Origin of the sequence: Dolichospermum sp. UHCC 0352 (assembly GCF_009711925.1) — a bacterium.
Taxonomy (GTDB): Bacteria; Cyanobacteriota; Cyanobacteriia; order Cyanobacteriales; family Nostocaceae; genus Dolichospermum; species Dolichospermum lemmermannii.
In genome coordinates, this window is sequence record NZ_VIKY01000006.1 from 1 (window position 1) to 19,692 (window position 19,692).

A 19,692-nucleotide genomic window follows, 5' to 3' on the forward strand; every position below is an offset into this window, starting at 1 on the left:
ATAGTTCTCCAAATGCTTCGCCCGTACAGTTATCAGTTGTTCGTTGTTATTTCTTTGCTATTAACTAATGACCAATGACTTTTGACTATTTTTGTTCTGCTGGTAAAATCCAGTTTTGTAATGCAGCCATCATTTTATCTAGGATAAGACCGACAACACCAATATAAACTAGTGCTAAAATAACTTCACTAACCTTGTTAGCTTGATAAGCATCCCAAATAAAAAAGCCGATACCCACAATACCAGACATGACGATTTCTGCCGCAATAATCGCTAACCAAGCTAAACCAATGGAAATTCTTAACCCAGTGAAAATATAAGGTAAAGCCGCAGGAATTAAGATGTTCAAGAAATACTCTTTTTGAGAAAGTTGTAAGACTTTAGCAACGTTATTATAATCATTAGGAATCTCTTTTACTCCCACAGCAGTGTTAATTAAAATTGGCCACAGAGAAGTAATGAAAATTACAAATAATGCGGCTGGTTCATTTTGTCTTAAAGCTGCTAAGGAAATAGGAACCCAAGCTAAAGGAGGTACAGTTCTTAATAGTTGAAATAAGGGATCTAAGGCTTTAGACATGGTTTGATTCACACCAATTAAAATCCCTAAACCAATACCCACAATTGCGGCTAAAGTATAACTAATAGCTACCCGTTGTAAACTAGCGAAAATTTGCCAAAATAACCCTTTATCAATTCCTCCCCGATCATAAAATGGATAAAGAATTAACTCCCAAGTTTCTTGAACTACTTGAATAGGTCCGGGTAATGTTCCAGCAATTAAAGAAAATACTTGCCAAATCACCAGGAAAACCACAATAGCAATTGTTGGTGGTATAATTTCCGGTAATTGTTTACTAATAAATACAGATATAGCACTATCAGAATTGTTACTATTACGACGTTTGGCGGTAAATGTAGTCATGATTTTCTCCTAATTTTGTTGATTTTTTGTTTTGTGATTAATCAATTAAATATTGTTGTTGATTGATTTTCTATTTTTGATTTCAGCAAATATTCTCAGTCCTAAATATTGACTTTCTTGATTTTTAAACTCTTTAAATAGGCTGTGGGATTTTCTGGATCAAAAGTTACACCATCAAAGAATGTTTCTAGTCCACGAGATGTATTATTAGGAATATCTGCCTCCATAATTCCTGCTTCTTTAGCAGCTTCGCGCCAAATATTTTCTTTGTTAACTCTGTCTATTAAATCTTTGGCTTTGTTTAAATATTCTGGTGGTAAAAATCCCCAACGAATGCTTTCAGTTAAAAACCATAAATCATGACTTTTATAGGGATAAGACACACTACCTCGTTCATCTTTCCAATACAATACTGCCATTGATTTATCATTAATCACACGACCATTACCCATATCATAATTACCTTGTAGGGAATCTTTCAGGAAGGTTGGTGTTAAATTAAAGTAGTTTCTTCGTCCTAAAATTGCCGCCGCCGCTTCACGGTTTTCAAAGTTATCTAACCATTGTTGTGCTTCCATAATAGCTTTCAAAATGGCTTTGGTTGCTTGGGGATGAGTGTCTACCCATTCCGCTTTCATGGCAAAGTATTCTTCAGGATGATTTTTCCACATTTCTGAGGTTAATACGGCTAAAAAACCAATTTTGTCTTTCACAATTCGATAAGGCCAAGGATCTCCGGTACTGAACGCATCCATTGTTCCTGTTCTCATGTTGGCTACAGTTTGGGCAGCAGATACAGGAATTAATTTCACATCTGTATCAGGATTAATTCCACCTGCTGCTAACCAATAACGTAGCCAAAATTCTTGATTAACTTTGCCAAAAGTAAAGGCGGCTGTAAAGGGATTTTTTGTACTTTTTAATTGATCAAAAACTATTTTTCCACCTTTAGCTAAATCTAGTCCAATTTCTTTACCTGCGTGTTTATTAGCGATCGCAATTCCATTACCTTGAGTATTTAATTGGGCTAATACATACATAGGAATTTTGGTATTTCCTTTAGTAATTAACCCTTCTGTCATTAAATGCGGCATGGGCATTTGATATTGTCCACCATCTACACCTCCACCAGCAGAACCAATTTCGGTATTATCTCGCATTGAACCCCAAGATGCTTGTTTAGCAAGTTGTACATTTGTCATTCCCCATCTTTTAAAAAAGCCTAATTCTTGGGCAATAATTAATGGCGCAGCTTCTACAATAGGAATATATCCTAATTTAACAGTAGTGGTTTCTGGTGTAATTTCTGGTGTTAATTTAACTGCTTCGGCTTGTTTCGCTTGGGCTATACCTCCTGGTTCTGGCGGATTTCCTAAACAACCTTTAAGTAATACTGCACTGGCTGAAACTCCAGCCGTGACGATGAACTTACGGCGAGAAATTTGGTTAAAAAATTCAGACATGAAACATCTCCCTGGTGAAAGAATTTATTTTTTAAACATGAAAATTTAGACAAAGAAATAAATTCTTGGCTTTACTATTGAAATTCCTAGTTATATCTAGGCATTCAAAATTAGCTTTTTATGTAAAAAAGTTAGTTTGTATACTTTGTGATAAACATGGTTTAGTTTCTTAACCTAGTATGAACAAGAGGCATCACTCAGCTAGTAAAATCTAGTTTACAGTGTTTCTGATCAAAGTGATCAATTCTCAACTCGAATTATTAAATAAATATTATATTGGATACATAAGTAAAAACTTATAGTTTGGGCTTAATTTTGTGGAAAGTTTCTAATATATATTGTTTAATTAATGATAATGATTATTTCTAATCTATGGTTTTCGTAATCTTGGGTTTAGTTAATTACAGAAAAAGGACATGAATAGATAATTTTGATGTTAACTATTAAATAAACTCTTCATTCATAGATGAATTTGATGATAACCATTTTTTATAAATTAGGGTTGATACAGCAGACTTCAAGAATAATTGTAGCTTGCTTCCCGCAGCTTGCGTGGCGAAGCCATAGGGTACGCAGATAAACGCAGATAAACGCAGATAGGAAGGGATGAATTAATGGAGTTCATAATTCTGTGCAGTCTCTTGAATTCTGCTGTATTTTCAGCCTTTACCACCGGTAAAGGTAACACCTTGAATTAAGTAGCGGTTAAAGAAAGCATAAATAGCTAAACCTGGCAGAGTAAACACCATTGAAGCTGCCATAATGTAGTTCCAATAGCTGATATATTGACCTTTAAATGTATTTAGTCCTAAAGGTAAAGTAAACATTTCTGGGTCAAAGAGAATCACTACAGGGAGTAAAAAATTATTCCAACTACCCATAAAGACAAAAACCGCTTGTGCGGCTAATGCTGGTTTAGCTAAAGGTAAAACTATATACCTAAAAATTCCCCAGGCATTTAAACCATCCAATTGTCCAGCTTCTTCTAGTTCTCTAGGGAAATTGACAAAAAACTGCCGCATCATAAAAATGAAAGTAGCATTGACCATACTCGGAACAATCATCCCTGGGTATGAATTTAGCCAACCGATGACTTTTAAAATTAAAAATGTGGGAATTAGGGTAATTTGCGCTGGCACTACTAACACGGTCAAAATCAGGAAAAACCAGCACTGTTTACCCCGAAAATGCAATCTTGCGAGGGCATAACCTGCCATTGAGTTAAATAGCAAGTTTAAAATTGTGACAGTAACACCAATAATCACACTATTAAATAACCACCGCCAAAATAAAGGTTCTTGCAGAAATATTTGTTTGTAATTATCGAGAGTAAAATGTTTGGGGATAAAATTAAATTCACCGCTAATAATCTCGGATAGAGGCTTAAATGATGCAGAAAATGCCCAGAGAAAAGGAATTACGGTAATAATTCCATAAACTGTGAGGAAGATATATAACAGCACTTTCAACCAGAAACTACCAAAGATTTTATTCAAATTTTATAACCTCCGAAAAATTGCCTCTGAATTAATGTGAGGATAATAATTACAAATGCTAGTAAAAAGGCAATTGCTGCACCATATCCCATTTGTAAATTCCGAAATACGGTTTGATAAATCAGCAGGACTAAGGTGAGAGTAGCGTTATTTGGTCCACCTGTCCCTCCAGAAAATATATAAGACTGATCAAATAATTGAAAAGTCCCAATTATTCCCATAGCCATGACAAAGAAAGTCACAGGTTGCAATAAAGGCAAAGTAATATAAATAAACTGTTCCCAATTATTAGCACCATCAAGTTCTGCTGCTTCATAAAGAGTTTGGGGAATATCCTGTAAAGCTGCTAAATAAATCACCATAAAAAACGGTGCTGTTGACCAAATATTCATGATCATAATCCCTTTCAAGGCAACAGATGGATCTCCCAACCAATTATAAATAGGCAGGTTGAGAAAAGCCAAAAAATTGTTTAATAGTCCATTTGTGTTATAAATCCACATAAAAATTAGTGTCAAAACTGCTGAAGATGTAACTGTCGGTAAAAAGTAAAGAATCCGCCACCAATTTTTACCATGAATGCCAGAATTGAGTGTCACAGCTAAACCTAAAGCCAAAATAGTTTGGGTGGGAACAACAATAGCCACATATTCTGCGGTATTTTTTAAAGCAATTCCCACTCTTTCATCTGTTAGCAATCTTTGGAAATTACCCAAACCAATAAAACGATAGTTAATACCTCCCAACATTTGAACTTTGTGTAAGGAAAGAAATACAGCATAGAGAATAGGCAAAATTACAAATGTGCCTAAAACTAAAATACTGGGAGTTATGAATAAATAAGCTGTAAAATTTTCTCGAATCTGTCTATTACAGTGATTTTCTCGGAAATGAAACACATTTTTATATCTCACGCAGAGGCGCAAAGTCGCAAAGGAAGAAAGGAATAGAAAAATTAGAGTATGGTCTTTGCAATTAAAGGGGTTTACTGCTGACTGCTAAACTCTACATATCTGCCTTAATTTGTTTGTTTGCTGCATCTTGTGCCTTTAACATTGCCTGTTTTAATGGTTGTTGTCCTAGTAAAACACTAATAAATTGATTATCAAAATTGTTGATAATTGCGGCAGGATTTTTACCTAATTGCCAGGGTGTCGCATAATTAACTCCTGCTACTAATGATGATCTCAGACGGTCTTGATCATAACCTAACTGTTGTGCCACTGATTTACGGGCTGGTAATGCAAATCCTTTAGCTGTCCATTTTTTCATGCCTTCTTTACCTGTTAGAAAAGAAATGAGTTCCCAAGCTTCTTTTTTATGGGGTGCTTGTTTATTCATGACATAAGCAACAGTAAAAACCATTGTGGATTTTTGATTATTAATTTCTGGTATTTCTGCTGTGGCAAATTCTAGTTTGGGAAAGGTTTCTTGTAAATAGGGAATTGCCCAATTCCCTTCAATTACCATTGCTACTTTATTTTGTCCAAACATTTCACTCCCGGAATTTGTGCCGACATCAGATTTTTGGGCGGAAGATCGATCTTTTTGATATTGGTTAATTACTAATTCCAAACCTTGTAATCCTGGATTATTTGCAAAGGTAGCATAACCATTTTTATCAATAATTTCCCCTCCAAAAGCTGTAATTTTGTATGCTTGACGGGCTAATTCAGGAATTTCACCAAAGCCATATTTATTGAGTTTGCCTGTTAATTGTTTTGAATAGCTGCGGAGTTGTTCCCAGGTAGTGGGAGGACTGGTTAAACCCACTTGATTAAATGCTTGTTTGTTATAAAATAGGGCTAAGGTGGAATAGTCTTTAGGTAAACCATAAATACGATTTTGGTAGGTAAAATTCTTGAGTAAGTTGGGTTCTATATCTGTGAGGTCAAATTTGGGTTTAATGTATTTATCAAGGGGTTCTAGGACATTCTGACCCATTAAGAAAGGGGCTTCTAGTGCGTCGAGATAAAATACATCTGGTGCAGCTTCTCCTACTAAGCGGGTTTTAATTACATCCATATATTGATCAGAAATCGCTTCATATTTGACTTTGATCTGGGGATGCTGCTTTTCAAAGTCTTGAATTACCTGTTTTAAAAGTTTTTGTTCTAGAGGATTTCCTGTCCAACCGCTGAGTTTAACGGTAATGAATGGGGGTGGTTTTAGTAATAGCCAATTGTGATAACTAATAATAGCGATCGCTATTATTATTACCAATCCTAAAAAGTTAAATAATCTCTTTTTTCTCACAATTTAATTGAGATGAATTCAGAATTGATGTCAATACTGTTCGGTTAAGAGACAACCCAACAAAAGTCCGTAAATGTTGGGTTTCCTAACTTTAAACCAACCTACCAGATTTAAATACAAAAACCCCACCTCCCCGCAAGCGACGAGGGGATTTAAGATGTATGTTATTTGAGTACATACGATTATAATTTATTTCAAATGCTGGTATGGATCATCTCTCTATGGGATGGGTTTGAGTTCTATATTTTGTTAATGAAATCACGGAAACTAAAATGATAGAAGCTGTAGTAAGTATTTTCTGATCTATTTTCTTAGACTAAAAATTCTACCCAATTTTCTAATAATTCCTCAACATCATATTCATCAGTATTTAGGAAATTGGCAATATCTGTAACTGATATGGGTTGTGTTGTCTGGGCTAAAACTCCTTCATTAAATCAAAACCTGTTGGATAAGTTTTATACTTAAGGTCGCTTATTTGCGGACTTTTGTAATAAAATTTTTATCCGACCATTTTTAACTCTCCAAAGACATCATTCATCTCTTGCTCAATTCTCTTCAGTTTTAGCTGTATTTTATTTTTAAATTCAGCATCTAGTGTTTCATTCAATTGGTTATAAACTGCTTCATAATCAATTTCTAAAATTGCGAAACGTTTTTCCAATTCCCTGACTTTAATTTCTTGTACTCGATTAAAAGAACGAGAAGAATTTATTGGTTTTTGCTGCATGGCTTGATTTGAAAAATCCCCAGTTTCCACTAACACAGTTATAGGCATCCTAAATGCCGCTTTGACTCCCTTTCGCTTTTTCTCTGCGGGTACAGCCATACCCACAACTTCCTGTAATGGTTTATCCCACACAGGAGAACCACTAAAACCAAGCTCAATCTGATATCCAGGAACTTTAATGGCTTCTATCTGGATCGAGCGAGTAGCTTGGGCATCAAGCAGTTCACTATTTAACACAGTTGTAGGCATCCCAAATGCCGCTTTGACTCCTTCTCGCTTTTTCTCTGCGGGTACAGCCATACCCACAACTCCCTGTAATGGTTTATCCCACACAGCAGAACCACTAAAACCAAGCTCAATCTGATATCCAGGAACTTTAATGGCTTCTATCTGGATCGAGCGAGTAGCTTGGGCATCAAACAGTTCACTATTTAACACAGTTGTAGGCCTCCTAAATGCCGCTTTGACTCCCTTTCGCTTTTTCTCTGCGGCTACAGCCATACCCACAACTCCATGTAATGATTTATCCCACACAGGAGAATCACTAAAACCAAGCTCAATCTGATATCTAGGAACTTTAATGGCTTCTATCTGGATCGAGTGAGTAGCTTGGGCATCAATCAGTTCATCATTAGCCCAGACACCAAGATCATATCCTTGGGGAAAGCCAAAGAGCCGGAAGGTAAGAAGATGGTACTGATTCACTAAAAAATCAGCGCCAACAACTTTACAGTTTTTATTATAAATGCGAGCAAGCGCACTTCTAAAGGTTTGAAAGTAATTTTCAGTTGACATACAATCTATAAATCCTGGTACACTGCGTTTCTCGCCCAGATGGTAAAGCGACTCTCTCCGTAGCAAGAGATGTATCTTCTGATTCCTCAATTTCCACTAGAAATTTACCGCCATTTTCTAGCTCAAATTCAACCAATTGCTTTTCTAGCATATATATAATGTTAAATAGACTATGTATTGTCAAGTATACAATATTGTCTGCTTATTGGAAAAGCAAAAACTACCACTAGCAATCAATACTGTTCGTATACTAAAAACGGGTTAAAATTGTCATTCTGAACGAAGTGAAGAATCTCCGAGATATGGCACTGCATTACGTTATCCTCCTTATAACATCAGTTCATGTTTCATCAGTTTTCCGGTATCATTTGGTGCTTTACGCTACCACTAACGCACTCTAAGTATTTGCTCTTTGAACTTATGTTGGCAGGTATAATGACAACTCTGAACTAAATTACCTGATATTCCATGACCAACCCTCGTCAAGTTGCCTTTATCGCCCTCAAAGAAGCTTATGCTGGTGTTGCTTTAGACTATTGTATTTCCACCGTCCCCTTATAGCCATCAATGCGAACTTCCTGACCATCTTGCAGCAAATACGTCGCACCACGCACATCCATAACAGCAGGAATACCGTATTCACGGGCGATAATTGCCCCGTGAGAAAGTTTACCCCCAGCTTCAGCAATTAAACCCCCAGCTTGCACGAGGATAGGGGCCCAACCGGAATCTGTGTAAGGAACTACAAGGATGGTGTTTTTATCAATATCATGGGCTTCTTGCAAAGTTCGGACTACTTTCACCCGTCCTTGAATTTGTCCTTGACTAGCAGGAATACCTAATAAAATGTTGTCAGAGGGATCAATTACCGGGGCAATGGGGTGAGGAGGATTATAACCGTAAACTACGGCGGGAATTTGCGTAATTTGGCTATCTTGGAGAAATTGCGATCGCCTTTTTTCGACTAATGCCAATAAATGATTCCTAAAAGCTACATCTGAATTAATCACTAAATCACGAATTTCATCTAACTGGAGAAAGAAAATATCTCCTAATTGTGTTAATACCCTAGACTCCAGCCAAATCTGTTCCAAAGCCAAAAATGTCCATCGTAATTCAGCTAACAAGCGAGAATAAACTTCCGTTACCCGTCCTTTCAGATCAACTCGTTTTTGCACTAAATTTGCCTGTTCGGGACGGGAATCATCTAAATTTGGCAATTCAGGTGCTTGTAATAACTGGATAAATAATTGTCTAACTATTTGGGGATTTTCTCGCCAAGTGGGAACAGAAATATCTGTACCGACTTCACTTAAATAACCATAATCCTCAATCAATTCGTCAATTTCATCTAAAATTCTTTCCCCTGCGGGCGTTTCTGCCAATTGTGCAAATACTTGTTCTGGTTTAAAATCATAGTTACCAGCTATTAAGATTTGTTTAGCATCCGCAACCAGAAGACGCATAGCTCTTAATGATGCTACCTCTGGGGTGACACTATTATCAATTTCCTCTGTCTTTGCCCCCAAAACCGCTTGGCGAATAGCTGCACTCAAAGGGGCTAAAATACTGTAGTAAGTTCCCCGATGCAATAAGTTGAGAATTAAATCTATTCTAGTTAATAATTGATCTAGTGATAATTCGGCAATGACGACATTTGATAATTGGGTTAATCCCGGAATGAAAACTTGGCGATAATCCGATTTAAAATCTTTGTCTAAATCAATTTCCCGCTTGAGTAACTTTGTTAGTCCTGGTAAATTAGCTAAAGTGGAATTTAGAGCAGGTTTACTCATACTTGCACCTCTAGTCAGAAATTCCAAACTTTCTGGAGGTAATCCCATTTCCAAAAAGATTTCTCCTAACAAGGAAGCATTAAAATAGGCTCTAGAATAATGCAATGTTGCTGTTGTGGCAAAATCTAAGCGTTTAGCACGATCACCCAAAACTATACTAAAAATTTCTCCCCACACACCACAGGTTAAAGGAGAATTAATAGACCAAGTTAAGGGGTGAATAACTCCCGGAATTACCTCAGCGGCGATTTTCCTTGTCCATAAGGGTAAAAGCGTAGTGATTGGTCTTGCCTGTAATACCCACAGATTTTGACCATCATAACTCCATTCAATGTCTTGGGGAATACCCAAATAACGTCTTTCTAAACGACGGGCTAGGTATGCAACTTGCTTAATTAATGCTTGGGGAACTTTCCCATTGCCTTCAAATTGCAGACAAGACAATTTTTCATCACCAGCAACCACGACTAGATATTGTTCTGGTGTCACTTTTCCCGATACGATTTGCGTAGGACTACCAGATACAGCTTCGATAACTACACCCTCACCCTGTTGAGAAATGGGATCTCGGCTAAAAGCTACGCCAGAGAATACGCTTTGAACTTGTTGCTGAATGAGTACCCCCATTGCTGCATCTTCTGATCTGCTGCGACGGCGATATTCGACGGCACTGGGATGATTATAGGAGGCTTGGACTTGAGCGATCGCTTGTCGCAGTTCTGCCTTACTGATCACATTTAAAATTGTTTCATACTGTCCCGCTGCTGATGCCTGTTGGGAGTCTTCCCCAATGGCAGAAGAACGCACTACTAAAGGTGAAAGTTGTGATGGTTGCAGAAAATCAATTAAAGGTGTGGGATCATCATCAGGAGATAATACCCAACCTTTCGGAACTGCATAACCCCAACGTTTAAGTTGCGATAATGTTGCAGATTTAGCTCCTACGACTTCCCCATCTAAGTCATCATCTAAAGTAATAATCTTCTCCTCATGATTTAAATATGCCATCATTGGTTGAGATTCTGGATTTGCTTCCTCAACTGGGAGATTTAAATCATCAGGAATTTGGTTATAAATCCAGTAAATTAATGCCGACAAGGCAAAAGCAGCGATAATTCTGGCTATATCCTGGGAATGGACAATCCCCACAAATAGGGGAAATATGACTAATACCCCTAATTTAATTGTTTCTTTAGAGCGAGTAATCAAAAAGCCAATAGCTGCAAGTAAGCTAACAAAGGCAGCTACCAAAGGATCATGTGCCAGCAATCCCCAAGCGACGTTTGTTGTTCCTGCCCCTTTAGTAGCCACGTATCTACCGATAACCAAGGCAATTAAAGCAATAATTTCGGAGAATGGTTGTGAAGGAAAACAATATTGGGCAATTGTGACAACAGCAACGCCCTTGACGGCTTCAGAGACGACACAGATGCTTCCTGCTAATTTACCACCGTGATAAAATGCCGCTGCAACGCTAATATTTCCTGTCCCCATATTGGCTAATTTTTTACCACTCAGGGCATAAGTAATCCAGGAAATGAGCGGTATTGCCCCTAACAGTGGACAAAAAATTAAAATAATTAAGATCCCAAAAAAATTAATCATTATTTTATAATCTAAAATTTTAGAGCGGAAATTTCTCAGTTTGTTGTTAACAAAAATAACTATTTACTATATAGGACACTAGAGAGCAATGGTAGTCTTACTTGCTAGTGTCCTGAATTGTTATTCTCGGAATCTATCCTAGTGCATAAGCACCAGTAAGCGCCCATAGAATCAGTCCAGCAATTGATCCTAAAAGTACCACAGTGGAGATGGTAATTAGTTTAGGTGAATCTGCACCTTCAAATTTCATAATTCCGCGATTTAAATCGGACATTGTTTTCTAAGCCTCCTTGATTACAGGGCTAATCTGTCCGTTCTGATTTTAATCCTTCTGTTGCCAGATGGTGTTAAATTCTCATTACGATTTTTTTCCAGCTTGGCTACAGCAGGTAATAGCGGATTTATTTTTTAATTGTTTGTGCTGTGACCATGAGAATTAGTGTTTATTTCTTTCTCTATAGAGAAATTGAGAAGTTGCATAAATTAAAATTTGATTTATCTACTTTTTACCGAATTTAATAAACTAAATCATAGCCCCCTCCTCGCAAGCGGGGAGGGGTTCTTTATTGCCGAAAAGATTAATTATCCTTAATCCAAAGTGCTAAACCACCACCACGACCACGGGCAGCAATCAAGTTTTCGGTAATTAGAAAGAAAGCAAAAAAAGGTAATTTAGCTATAGGTTGGTTATCAAAGTTCCCACTTTCAACTTTACCAGAGCGAATTTGTTTATTGACAAACATCCAATTAAATAAACTAATTTGCATTTGGGTAAAATCAAAAGCCAATAAATTCTTTTTTCCTAAATATTTTATTGGTCCTGTGAGTTTCAATAAAATCCCTCCCAATTGGACCTGATTAGCAATTTCCCCCTTTCCTAAAGTCTGTTCTTCTGTGCTACTAAAACAAAGATGAATTTTCGTAAATTTCGGGACATACCAACCCTTACCTAAAATAATTCCGCCCCGGTTTCTAACTTTTTTAGTCCCAGTAGCAAAACAAAGTCGCCATTTACCACCCAGAGATTCAAAAGGGTAATTTAACTTTTGTAGCTTTGCGGTTTTTTCCGCTTCCAGCAACGCATTTACTATTACTTCAGCCGAGGGAACTTGACTTCCTTCCCGATACGCAGTAGCAGTATGGGATAAGGAGGTGATAAAGTCAGAAGGGGAATGAGATATTAAATTAGCTGTCATAAAAGTATTATTGATGTAAGTATTGCTATGTTTTTTTATAACCTAACTAAATTCTAACGTTTATTTAATTAGCTTCTTAATTAGAGTATAATGAATATACGATTTTTAGCTAATAATTTTAGTCGCTAGAAACTCAAGTAATTGTTTGTGGTTTGGGAAGTGTAATAACTCACCTGTAGATATAAAGAGGTGGAATAATGGACACTAGAAAACTCCTGAAGTCATATAAATCAGGAGAAAGGAATTTCTCTGGCATAAATCTGCACCAAGCTAAGTTAAATCATGTTGATTTGAGAGGAATAAATTTAGAAGCAGCAGATTTAAGCGGTGCTGATCTTAGTATGGCAAATTTAAGCGATTGTAATCTTAGTAGAGCAAATTTAACTAATGCTGATTTAAGTAGAGCAAATTTAGAAAATGCAAACTTAAGTGAAGTCAACTTAATTGGTGCTGATTTAACCAGAGTCAGCCTCAAAAAAACTAACCTGAGTCGTGCTGATTTGCGAACTGCAAATTTAACTTCAGCAAACTTGGTAGGTGCAAACCTTAGTCAAGCAGAAATGAGTGGTGCTGACTTGACCGGTGCAAATCTCCATAAAGCCAATTTAATTGATAGTAATATCAATGAAGCCGAATTAATGGGCGTTGATTTAACAACAACTATCATAACTGAACTTGAGATAACTGGAGAAATTTTGCATATAGGTTTATCCCATAAATGGATAACTTGGGCTGGTAGTTATTGATATTTTGACAACCTGGCAAAATCAATATAACACCAATTTGAAAAAAGCATGAAATAAATAGATTAACATAGGCGGGGTTACTCGCCTTTTATGTGATCATAATTTGTATTATTTGAGATTTTTAATTTATTTAAATAACACTTCAATTTTTGTCTTACCTTCTTCCTATCTCCTTTCTGCCTCCGCGCCTCTGCGTGAGATCTAAAAATGTGATTCATTTATCTAAAAATGCCTGTAAAAAGCTGACAAGAATTTTTAATAAGTAAAATGTCCGCGAGGGCGGACATTATTAGGGCTTCTGTCACTTTTATTGGCTACAATCATGTCTGGAACATGATGTTTTTATTGTTGATGATCAGAATAAAAAAATCAAGTCTTTTTCCGATATAAACTAGACATAATTAAGTGGATTATATCTTAGAGGAGTCAGGAGTCAGGAGTCAGGAGTCAGGAGAAAGAAAGAAGAAGGAAGGAGAAGGAAGGAGAAAGAAGGAGAAAGGAAAAAGGACAAAAGAGAAAGAAAGAAGAAGGAAGGAGAAAGGAGAAAGGACAAAAGAGAAAGAAAGAAGAAGGAAGGAGAAAGGAGAAAAGAAGGAGAAAGGAAGAAGGATATTATTATTCAGATAAAAAACATCATTCTTCAGAGTTATATCTGCGGGAAGTATAAACCCAAATATGATTATCCTGCTGAATTTGTCGCGTGTGGGAAGAACCGATAATAATGACAGTTCGCATATCTGCTAATGCTGGTTCTAACTCTTCCAGGGTAATTACCTTAACTTCTTCTCCCTTCCTCCCTAGATTTCGTCCTAAGACGACTGGGGTATGAGGTTTGCGGTGTTCCATTAAAATCTTTTTCGCGGCTGCTAGTTGCCAAGTGCGTTCTTTTGATACAGGATTATAAAAAGCAATCACAAAATCACTTATAGCCGCAGCGGTAATGCGTTGAGCGATAATTTCCCAAGGTTTTAAAATGTCAGAGAGAGAAATCACACAGAAATCATGCCCCAAAGGCGCACCAATCCTGGCTGCTGCGGCTTGCATAGCAGAAATACCAGGAGCGACTTGAATATCAATTGTTTGCCATTCTGGTTGATGATATTGCTCTAAAACCTCAAAAACAGCCGCTGCCATTGCGTAAATACCGGGGTCGCCGGAAGATACAACTACTACATATTTTCCCTCTGCGGCTAACTCTAAGGCCTGATATGCCCTTTCTGCTTCTACTCGATTATCTGATTCATGAACGCGCTTACCATCGGCAAGATGTCCAATTAAATTAATATAGGTTTTATAACCAACTAAATCCGTTGCTGCTTCTAGAATTTCTTTTACTTGCGGTGACATCCATTGAGATGCACCTGGACCTGTACCAATAATAGCTAATTTTCCCTGGGGTTGTCCTGTGGTGGGGTTAATAATTTTAGTTGAGATGGCGATCGCTATCTTGGCAGGATGATACACTAAACAATTAGAGCTAGGATTGCCCAAATTTTCGGTAACTTGAATAATTAACTCACCATTTTCATCAATAGGTAAATTACTCTCACTCAACCAAGGTGCTGTTCCCTCTAACCTAACTTTTCCCCCCGCTAATAAATCAGCAATAAATTTTTTCCCATGTTCTGGGTTAGCTAAATGATATCCAGAGGGAGGAGACAACAAAGCAGTATGAAAGCGGATATCTCCTGTAGTGGTAATTGCTGGTTTTATATTAAGTGCTTCCCCGACTTGACGCGCTAAATCATTAACACCATTTAAACCACCCAAAAGTGGAACTACAGCACTACCATCTTCCGCTACAGCTAAAACTGGCGGTTCTTGTCCTTTGTCAGTCAATAAAGGTGCAATTGTTCTAATAAGAATACCAGCCGCACAAATACCAATTATGGGTGTACCAGCGGCGAATAATTCTCGCACAGTTTCGCCAAAATTGCTAAAGCTAATATCAACATCATGAGTACGATTAACTAAACCATATAGTTTCGCACCTGGTAAGACATTGGTAATTTTTCGCCCCACCATAACGCTATTCTGACTCAAAACCACAACCGCAGGGGCTACCCTTGTATTCATAGAAAATCCTAATCCTGTAAACCCTTAAACCTTTGCGCCTTTGCTTCTTTGTACCTTTGCGCGAAACATAATTTGTGACAACTACAACTTACTTTTAGTAGGAATCACAATCATAGAAAAATAAGGTACATCCTCTGGATTAACTTCATCAAGGGGCAATATCCGCTGTTGTGTGCTTGTAGCCCGTTCAATGTATCTAGCCCGTGAAGCTAGTCCTAATTCATGGAGAAGATTCCTAATTTTCGGAAAATGACGACCAAGTTTCATAATCGCCGCAGCATCAGTAGATAAAAGCTGACTAGTGAGAACTTCTACTGGTAATGGTGCAGGTAAAACCGTCAGGACATCATTGTAATAGGTGAATGGTAAACCCAAAGCCACCGGACAGGCCATAAGTGAGGAAACTCCGGGGACGACTTCCGTTTTGTACTTATCAGATAACCGAGTGAAAAGGTACATAAATGAACCGTAGAAAAACGGATCTCCTTCACAGATAACCACCACATCCCGACCTGCTGCTAAATGGTCAGCAATAGGTTGAGTTTCTTGGTCATAGATAGATTTAGCCTTTTCTGGTTCTAAGGCGCGAGGCAGATGAAATGCTACCTCAATCTGACTATTATCCAAGTATGAAGAAACGATTTTTCTGGCAATACTTTCTTTATCTGTAGCTGATTGATAAGCGATAACTGGGGCAGAACGGAGGAGACGCAAGGCTTTTAAGGTGATGAGTTCAGGGTCTCCAGGTCCCACACCAATTCCATAAAGACGACCTCCAGAGTTAGTCATTACTCTTCCTCACTTGCTAAAGCGTTAACAGCAGCCGCAGCGATCGCACTTCCGCCCCGTCTACCATGTAAAGTCATAAATGGGACATTGCGGCTATCTGCGGCCAATGCGACTTTTGACTCGACTGCACCCACGAAACCAACAGGAAAGCCCAAGATTAACGCCGGTCGAGGAACTCCCTCGTCTAGCATTTCTAATAACCTAAATAGGGCTGTGGGGGCATTCCCAATCACCACAATTGCCCCTTCTATATGGAAACGCCAAAATTCTAAAGCCGCTGCTGACCTGGTATTTCTTAATCTTTTGGCTAATTGTGGCACTTCTGGATCATTGAGTGTACAGAGAACTTTATTATTCTTGGGTAATCTTTTTCTGGTAACACCTTCCGCTACCATGTAAGAATCACACAAAATCAGTGAACCGCCAATTAGGGCTTTTTTTCCGGCTTCTACCGCTGTAGATGAATATTCTAAGTCATTGACAATATCCGTCATTCCACAGGCGTGAATCATGCGGACAGCAACTTTCGCTACATCTTCAGGGAATCTTTCCAGATTGGACTCTGACCGAATAATTGCAAAGGAATTACGATATATTTCGTTACCATCACGGATGTAATCAAACATGAGATTTTTAGGTTGTAAAGGTTAAATTGGACTGTGATTTTTGTGATTTATTTGATTAAGATGATTGGATAAGTACCTGTGCAATATTAATTTCCTATTTTTTTATTCTGTATCCTTGATTGGATAAAGCATACAGACAATTGAAATGTGAAATATATTTGGCTTAATACTTAAATAATTGATTTAATTGGTGGCTGTGACGCTGAATAAATTGTCCAAAGGTTTCTTGTAAATTTAGACGTTGTTTTTGATACACTGCCAACATTTCTGGAATCAAAATCGGAATTTTCGCTATAGTCACATATTCATAAAGTAAATGACCCAAAACATAAACTTGATAGCCAGGGGTTTCTGTGGTAATACCAAGTAAAGTAATATCAGCTTGTGTGTGTTGAGCGCAAGATTTGCCACAACCACTAAAGTGGATATTGACTGAAGAATCTAGAATCATCAGACTGTCCAGGTATTTTACCAAATTTAAGGCATCATCTTTAGTTTCTGTGGCCGCAGCAGCACAACCCCGTTTCCCGGAACAAGCTACTAAAAAACTTTTGATGTCGGTTGGTGATGAGTTTAAACCTAAATTGGTAATTTCTTGCTCAACTTCGCTAATTTGGTTTTGGGGAATATCGGTTAATAGTAAGTTTTGCCAAGGTGTTAACCTGATATTACTATCACCATACCTTTTGGCAATATTTGCTAAACCTCTAATTTGCGAAGTTTCTAATCTTCCCAAGGGTAAGACTATGCCAATATAATATAATCCGGTTTGGCGTTGGGAATGAACGCCAATATGAGTTTTTTCTCGCAGAGGCGCAAAGGCACGGGGAGGAGTTTTTGTAATTTTCAGTATAGCTGGTTTGAGGTTTTCTTGGACTTGGTGAAGATATTCTTTAACTGTGATGTTATTGATTATTTCTCGTAACCGTAATTTGCGACGGTTTTTGGTGTCTATGTGTTTGAGGTAAGTTTCTGCTAATGCTGCTAAGACTTGTATTGCCTCTGCTGGTTTGCATAAAATTCCTGTGTCTTTTGCTGGTTCTCCTTTTTCTCCATGACTGAGATATAACCGTAAATATACATTGCTGTTATTTAATTCGGCTGCCAATATAATATCATTGGGTTGATATCTTACGGAAACTTTGCCTCCACTATCGAAGCAAACGCTAAATTTTGCAGATAATTCACCAAGCTGAGAATGTGCGGTAATATATTCTTCCCAAGCTTTCACTAAGAAACGAGTATCTATTAATTCTTCTATATCAATACCCGCTGTGGGATTGGTCATGATGTTGCGGATATGATCTATCTTGGCATTGGTAGAAGCTAAACCTAATGCTTGGAATTTTTTCAGAACTTCAATATTTATGCTTTGTTGAATTTCTCTAATTTGAATATTAGCGCGGTTAGTAATATCAATATAGCCACTACCATGATTATCAGCAATATCTGCAATAGTCTGAAATTGTTGATAATTGATGATTCCCCCTGGTATTCTTAGCCGATAAAGAAGACCGTCTTGGGCTGGTGTGCTGTAAAATAATCCCGGACAAGCGGTAAATGGAATTTGCAAAATCATGACTCCTTCTCTGTGTGACGCAGAGACAGAATGGAAGTGAATACTTGAGAGTTAGCATTCTGACTTACTCAATGTGAGATTTTTAATTAAACTTCAATCACCTCAAATTGCTTTACAGTTGCGGCACAGTCTCGGAATTGAACCGAAGTTTCCTAACTCTCAGATTTAGTAGTTTACCATAAGATGGTATTTTTGGCTATTGTCAATTTTTTTAATCATTAGGAGGATGCCAACCACTCATTACCCAACGTTTACGAGCAACTATAATAACAGGGTTATTCATACGTAACCTAATTATTGTAGCGCGACCTATAGCAGTAATACCCTCAACTTTTGTACCGTCAGCACTCCAGATAAAATGTTCTGACCAAATCTGTTTACGAGGATTAAAAAGTGATATTGTTTCACAACTTAAAGGATCTATAGACTCAGTTAAATTACTTTTATATTCATTACAAGAACGACAAGCTAAACACAAATTTTCAAAAGTTGTATCTCCTCTTTGTGAAACTGGTTGAATATGATCATAGGTCATAGTAATACCGCTATTTACTTCGGATGTTAAGCAATAACAGCAACGTGATTTATCATTATCAATGATTTGTTTTCTTAAATTTTCAGAAATATAAGTAGACACAACAATTTCAATATTTTAAAGATTTGGTAAACTATATCCACGCCAACGAAGTAAAACTGCGGATTGGGCTTTACGTAACATGAAAAGATCAGCTTTATATCGCAAAGATGTTAAATTTAATCTTTCTGTTTCTGTTAGTGTACTATGAGAATTTTTCTCTAGTAAGCTATTGTATTCTTCCATATCTGTTACTGTTTTATGACTATGGAAAATTTGCCAAAGAGCATTATCATTTAACTTATCTAAAGCTGCTAGTTCGGCTTGAAATTCCTCTGGTACATCATCCCATGCTGGTGGACTACCCACTTGTAAAGCATGAAGTATAACCTCCTCTAAAGGGCGCTGGGTAGCATGGGCGGTATTAACTAACCGTTGATAGATAATTTCGGGTATTTGTAGTGTAATAGTTTCAGTAGGCATATTAAATTACTGCGTTAATTTTTACTAAGACTATTGATATTTTTATTATATCCTAAAAAATGGTTTTTAATTGAGTTTTGTAAGTGCTAGACAAATCAGGATCACTTTTTCCACAAGCAATAAAGTCACTTTGTTTAAATAAAGCAAGAGGATCATTTTCTGGCTGTTGAATTTTTTGATAATCAAGACCAATTGCGGTTTGAATAATTTGTTTGATATCTTGGCTAGTTTGTTGTTGAATGATGTTATTCTTATCAAGAATGATTTGATCTAAAGATGTATTAATGTTCATAATTTCTCCTTATAAATAGCTACAATAATTACAACAGTAATAAAATTTTTATATATACTGGTATTTTTAAATCAAATCTTGATTTTTTCCTTATTTTCTAGAGGAAAAACTGCATCAGAGAAATCAATAGTTTCACCAGCTATGGGTAAATATTCATCATTGAGATTTTCACAAAATATAATTTCTACAACATCCAAATTATCATTTTCGGAAATTATAGCTTGATAAATAAAACCATCTTCTGATTTTTTAAAAGCATCATATA

General features: G+C 37.1%; 19 protein-coding genes and 1 pseudogene. 2 read left to right on the top strand and 18 right to left on the bottom strand.

All coding sequences use genetic code 11. From position 1 onward, the window contains the following. Positions 1-85 precede the first annotated feature (85 nt). The 10 genes from ntrB to FJR06_RS00350 all read right to left on the bottom strand — a co-directional run bounded on the left by ntrB (position 86) and on the right by FJR06_RS00350 (position 12,262). On the bottom strand, positions 86-925 hold the full coding sequence (gene ntrB, locus FJR06_RS00305) for a nitrate ABC transporter permease (RefSeq protein WP_015083518.1): 840 nt from the start codon (positions 923-925) through the stop codon (positions 86-88). A 101-nt stretch (positions 926-1,026) separates the two neighbouring features. Beyond that, positions 1,027-2,388: a CmpA/NrtA family ABC transporter substrate-binding protein gene (locus FJR06_RS00310; RefSeq protein ID WP_015083519.1), complete on the bottom strand. Its 1,362-nt coding sequence runs from the start codon at positions 2,386-2,388 to the stop codon at positions 1,027-1,029. A 659-nt stretch (positions 2,389-3,047) separates the two neighbouring features. Continuing rightward, the gene (locus tag FJR06_RS00315; protein WP_015083520.1) at positions 3,048-3,884 is read right to left on the bottom strand and encodes a carbohydrate ABC transporter permease; all 837 of its coding nucleotides are present in this window, start codon (positions 3,882-3,884) and stop codon (positions 3,048-3,050) included. Then, positions 3,881-4,783, bottom strand: coding sequence for a carbohydrate ABC transporter permease (locus FJR06_RS00320; protein ID WP_015083521.1), 903 nt, complete (start codon positions 4,781-4,783; stop codon positions 3,881-3,883). Before FJR06_RS00320 ends, FJR06_RS00315 begins: the two co-directional genes overlap by 4 nt. Positions 4,784-4,889: 106 nt before the next feature. After that, positions 4,890-6,140 (bottom strand): ABC transporter substrate-binding protein, encoded by a 1,251-nt coding sequence (locus tag FJR06_RS00325; protein ID WP_015083522.1) that lies wholly within the window; start codon positions 6,138-6,140, stop codon positions 4,890-4,892. Between the two features lie 502 nt (positions 6,141-6,642). Then, the gene (locus tag FJR06_RS00330) at positions 6,643-7,665 is read right to left on the bottom strand and encodes a hypothetical protein (protein WP_168650276.1); all 1,023 of its coding nucleotides are present in this window, start codon (positions 7,663-7,665) and stop codon (positions 6,643-6,645) included. Further along, complete coding sequence (locus FJR06_RS00335; RefSeq protein WP_168633488.1) at positions 7,655-7,816, bottom strand: hypothetical protein; 162 nt, start codon at positions 7,814-7,816, stop codon at positions 7,655-7,657. The genes FJR06_RS00330 and FJR06_RS00335 overlap by 11 nt, the downstream gene beginning before the upstream one ends. A gap of 382 nt (positions 7,817-8,198) precedes the next feature. Further along, positions 8,199-11,066 carry a glycerol-3-phosphate acyltransferase gene (locus tag FJR06_RS00340; RefSeq protein WP_168650278.1) on the bottom strand — a complete coding sequence of 956 codons (2,868 nt, stop codon included), beginning with the start codon at positions 11,064-11,066 and terminating at the stop codon, positions 8,199-8,201. A gap of 133 nt (positions 11,067-11,199) precedes the next feature. Next, complete coding sequence (locus FJR06_RS00345) at positions 11,200-11,340, bottom strand: hypothetical protein (RefSeq protein ID WP_015083525.1); 141 nt, start codon at positions 11,338-11,340, stop codon at positions 11,200-11,202. Positions 11,341-11,644: 304 nt separating this feature from the next. Then, positions 11,645-12,262 carry a hypothetical protein gene (locus FJR06_RS00350; protein ID WP_015083526.1) on the bottom strand — a complete coding sequence of 206 codons (618 nt, stop codon included), beginning with the start codon at positions 12,260-12,262 and terminating at the stop codon, positions 11,645-11,647. A gap of 197 nt (positions 12,263-12,459) precedes the next feature. Here FJR06_RS00350 and FJR06_RS00355 point away from each other — a divergent pair, with 197 nt between their 5' ends. Both FJR06_RS00355 and FJR06_RS00360 read left to right on the top strand, forming a co-directional pair. Next, a complete protein-coding gene (locus FJR06_RS00355) occupies positions 12,460-13,008 on the top strand; it encodes a pentapeptide repeat-containing protein (protein WP_148765621.1) in 549 nt (182 codons plus the stop codon). Between the two features lie 405 nt (positions 13,009-13,413). Continuing rightward, positions 13,414-13,635 (top strand): hypothetical protein, encoded by a 222-nt coding sequence (locus FJR06_RS00360; protein WP_015083528.1) that lies wholly within the window; start codon positions 13,414-13,416, stop codon positions 13,633-13,635. Between the two features lie 6 nt (positions 13,636-13,641). Here FJR06_RS00360 and cobJ read toward each other — a convergent pair whose 3' ends face one another. The 8 genes and pseudogenes from cobJ to FJR06_RS00400 all read right to left on the bottom strand — a co-directional run. Beyond that, a complete protein-coding gene (gene cobJ / locus FJR06_RS00365) occupies positions 13,642-15,084 on the bottom strand; it encodes a precorrin-3B C(17)-methyltransferase (protein ID WP_168650280.1) in 1,443 nt (480 codons plus the stop codon). Positions 15,085-15,165: 81 nt separating this feature from the next. Then, positions 15,166-15,873 carry a precorrin-2 C(20)-methyltransferase gene (locus FJR06_RS00370; RefSeq protein ID WP_168633505.1) on the bottom strand — a complete coding sequence of 236 codons (708 nt, stop codon included), beginning with the start codon at positions 15,871-15,873 and terminating at the stop codon, positions 15,166-15,168. Continuing rightward, positions 15,873-16,499: a precorrin-8X methylmutase gene (locus FJR06_RS00375; RefSeq protein ID WP_168650282.1), complete on the bottom strand. Its 627-nt coding sequence runs from the start codon at positions 16,497-16,499 to the stop codon at positions 15,873-15,875. Before FJR06_RS00375 ends, FJR06_RS00370 begins: the two co-directional genes overlap by 1 nt. A 163-nt stretch (positions 16,500-16,662) precedes the next feature. Further along, on the bottom strand, positions 16,663-18,078 hold the full coding sequence (cobG, locus tag FJR06_RS00380; protein ID WP_254433103.1) for a precorrin-3B synthase: 1,416 nt from the start codon (positions 18,076-18,078) through the stop codon (positions 16,663-16,665). Between the two features lie 211 nt (positions 18,079-18,289). Beyond that, the gene (locus tag FJR06_RS00385) at positions 18,290-18,715 is read right to left on the bottom strand and encodes an HNH endonuclease (RefSeq protein WP_015083533.1); all 426 of its coding nucleotides are present in this window, start codon (positions 18,713-18,715) and stop codon (positions 18,290-18,292) included. Positions 18,716-18,730: 15 nt separating this feature from the next. Further along, positions 18,731-19,135, bottom strand: a complete 405-nt coding sequence (locus FJR06_RS00390) for a hypothetical protein (protein ID WP_015083534.1) — start codon at positions 19,133-19,135, stop codon at positions 18,731-18,733. A gap of 52 nt (positions 19,136-19,187) precedes the next feature. Next, positions 19,188-19,427 carry a hypothetical protein gene (locus FJR06_RS00395; protein ID WP_015083535.1) on the bottom strand — a complete coding sequence of 80 codons (240 nt, stop codon included), beginning with the start codon at positions 19,425-19,427 and terminating at the stop codon, positions 19,188-19,190. 71 nt (positions 19,428-19,498) lie between these two features. Then, a pseudogene (locus tag FJR06_RS00400) lies at positions 19,499-19,692 on the bottom strand (hypothetical protein); the annotation flags it as partial.

Coding starts and splice junctions, on each gene's coding strand:
- ntrB (WP_015083518.1), bottom strand. CDS start 925: ATGACTACATTTACCGCCAAACGTCGTAATAGTAACAATTCTGATAGT.
- FJR06_RS00310 (WP_015083519.1), bottom strand. CDS start 2,388: ATGTCTGAATTTTTTAACCAAATTTCTCGCCGTAAGTTCATCGTCACG.
- FJR06_RS00330 (WP_168650276.1), bottom strand. CDS start 7,665: ATGTCAACTGAAAATTACTTTCAAACCTTTAGAAGTGCGCTTGCTCGC.
- FJR06_RS00335 (WP_168633488.1), bottom strand. CDS start 7,816: ATGCTAGAAAAGCAATTGGTTGAATTTGAGCTAGAAAATGGCGGTAAA.
- FJR06_RS00340 (WP_168650278.1), bottom strand. CDS start 11,066: ATGATTAATTTTTTTGGGATCTTAATTATTTTAATTTTTTGTCCACTG.
- FJR06_RS00345 (WP_015083525.1), bottom strand. CDS start 11,340: ATGTCCGATTTAAATCGCGGAATTATGAAATTTGAAGGTGCAGATTCA.
- FJR06_RS00350 (WP_015083526.1), bottom strand. CDS start 12,262: ATGACAGCTAATTTAATATCTCATTCCCCTTCTGACTTTATCACCTCC.
- FJR06_RS00355 (WP_148765621.1), top strand. CDS start 12,460: ATGGACACTAGAAAACTCCTGAAGTCATATAAATCAGGAGAAAGGAAT.
- cobJ (WP_168650280.1), bottom strand. CDS start 15,084: ATGAATACAAGGGTAGCCCCTGCGGTTGTGGTTTTGAGTCAGAATAGC.
- FJR06_RS00370 (WP_168633505.1), bottom strand. CDS start 15,873: ATGACTAACTCTGGAGGTCGTCTTTATGGAATTGGTGTGGGACCTGGA.
- FJR06_RS00375 (WP_168650282.1), bottom strand. CDS start 16,499: ATGTTTGATTACATCCGTGATGGTAACGAAATATATCGTAATTCCTTT.
- cobG (WP_254433103.1), bottom strand. CDS start 18,078: ATGATTTTGCAAATTCCATTTACCGCTTGTCCGGGATTATTTTACAGC.
- FJR06_RS00390 (WP_015083534.1), bottom strand. CDS start 19,135: ATGCCTACTGAAACTATTACACTACAAATACCCGAAATTATCTATCAA.
- FJR06_RS00395 (WP_015083535.1), bottom strand. CDS start 19,427: ATGAACATTAATACATCTTTAGATCAAATCATTCTTGATAAGAATAAC.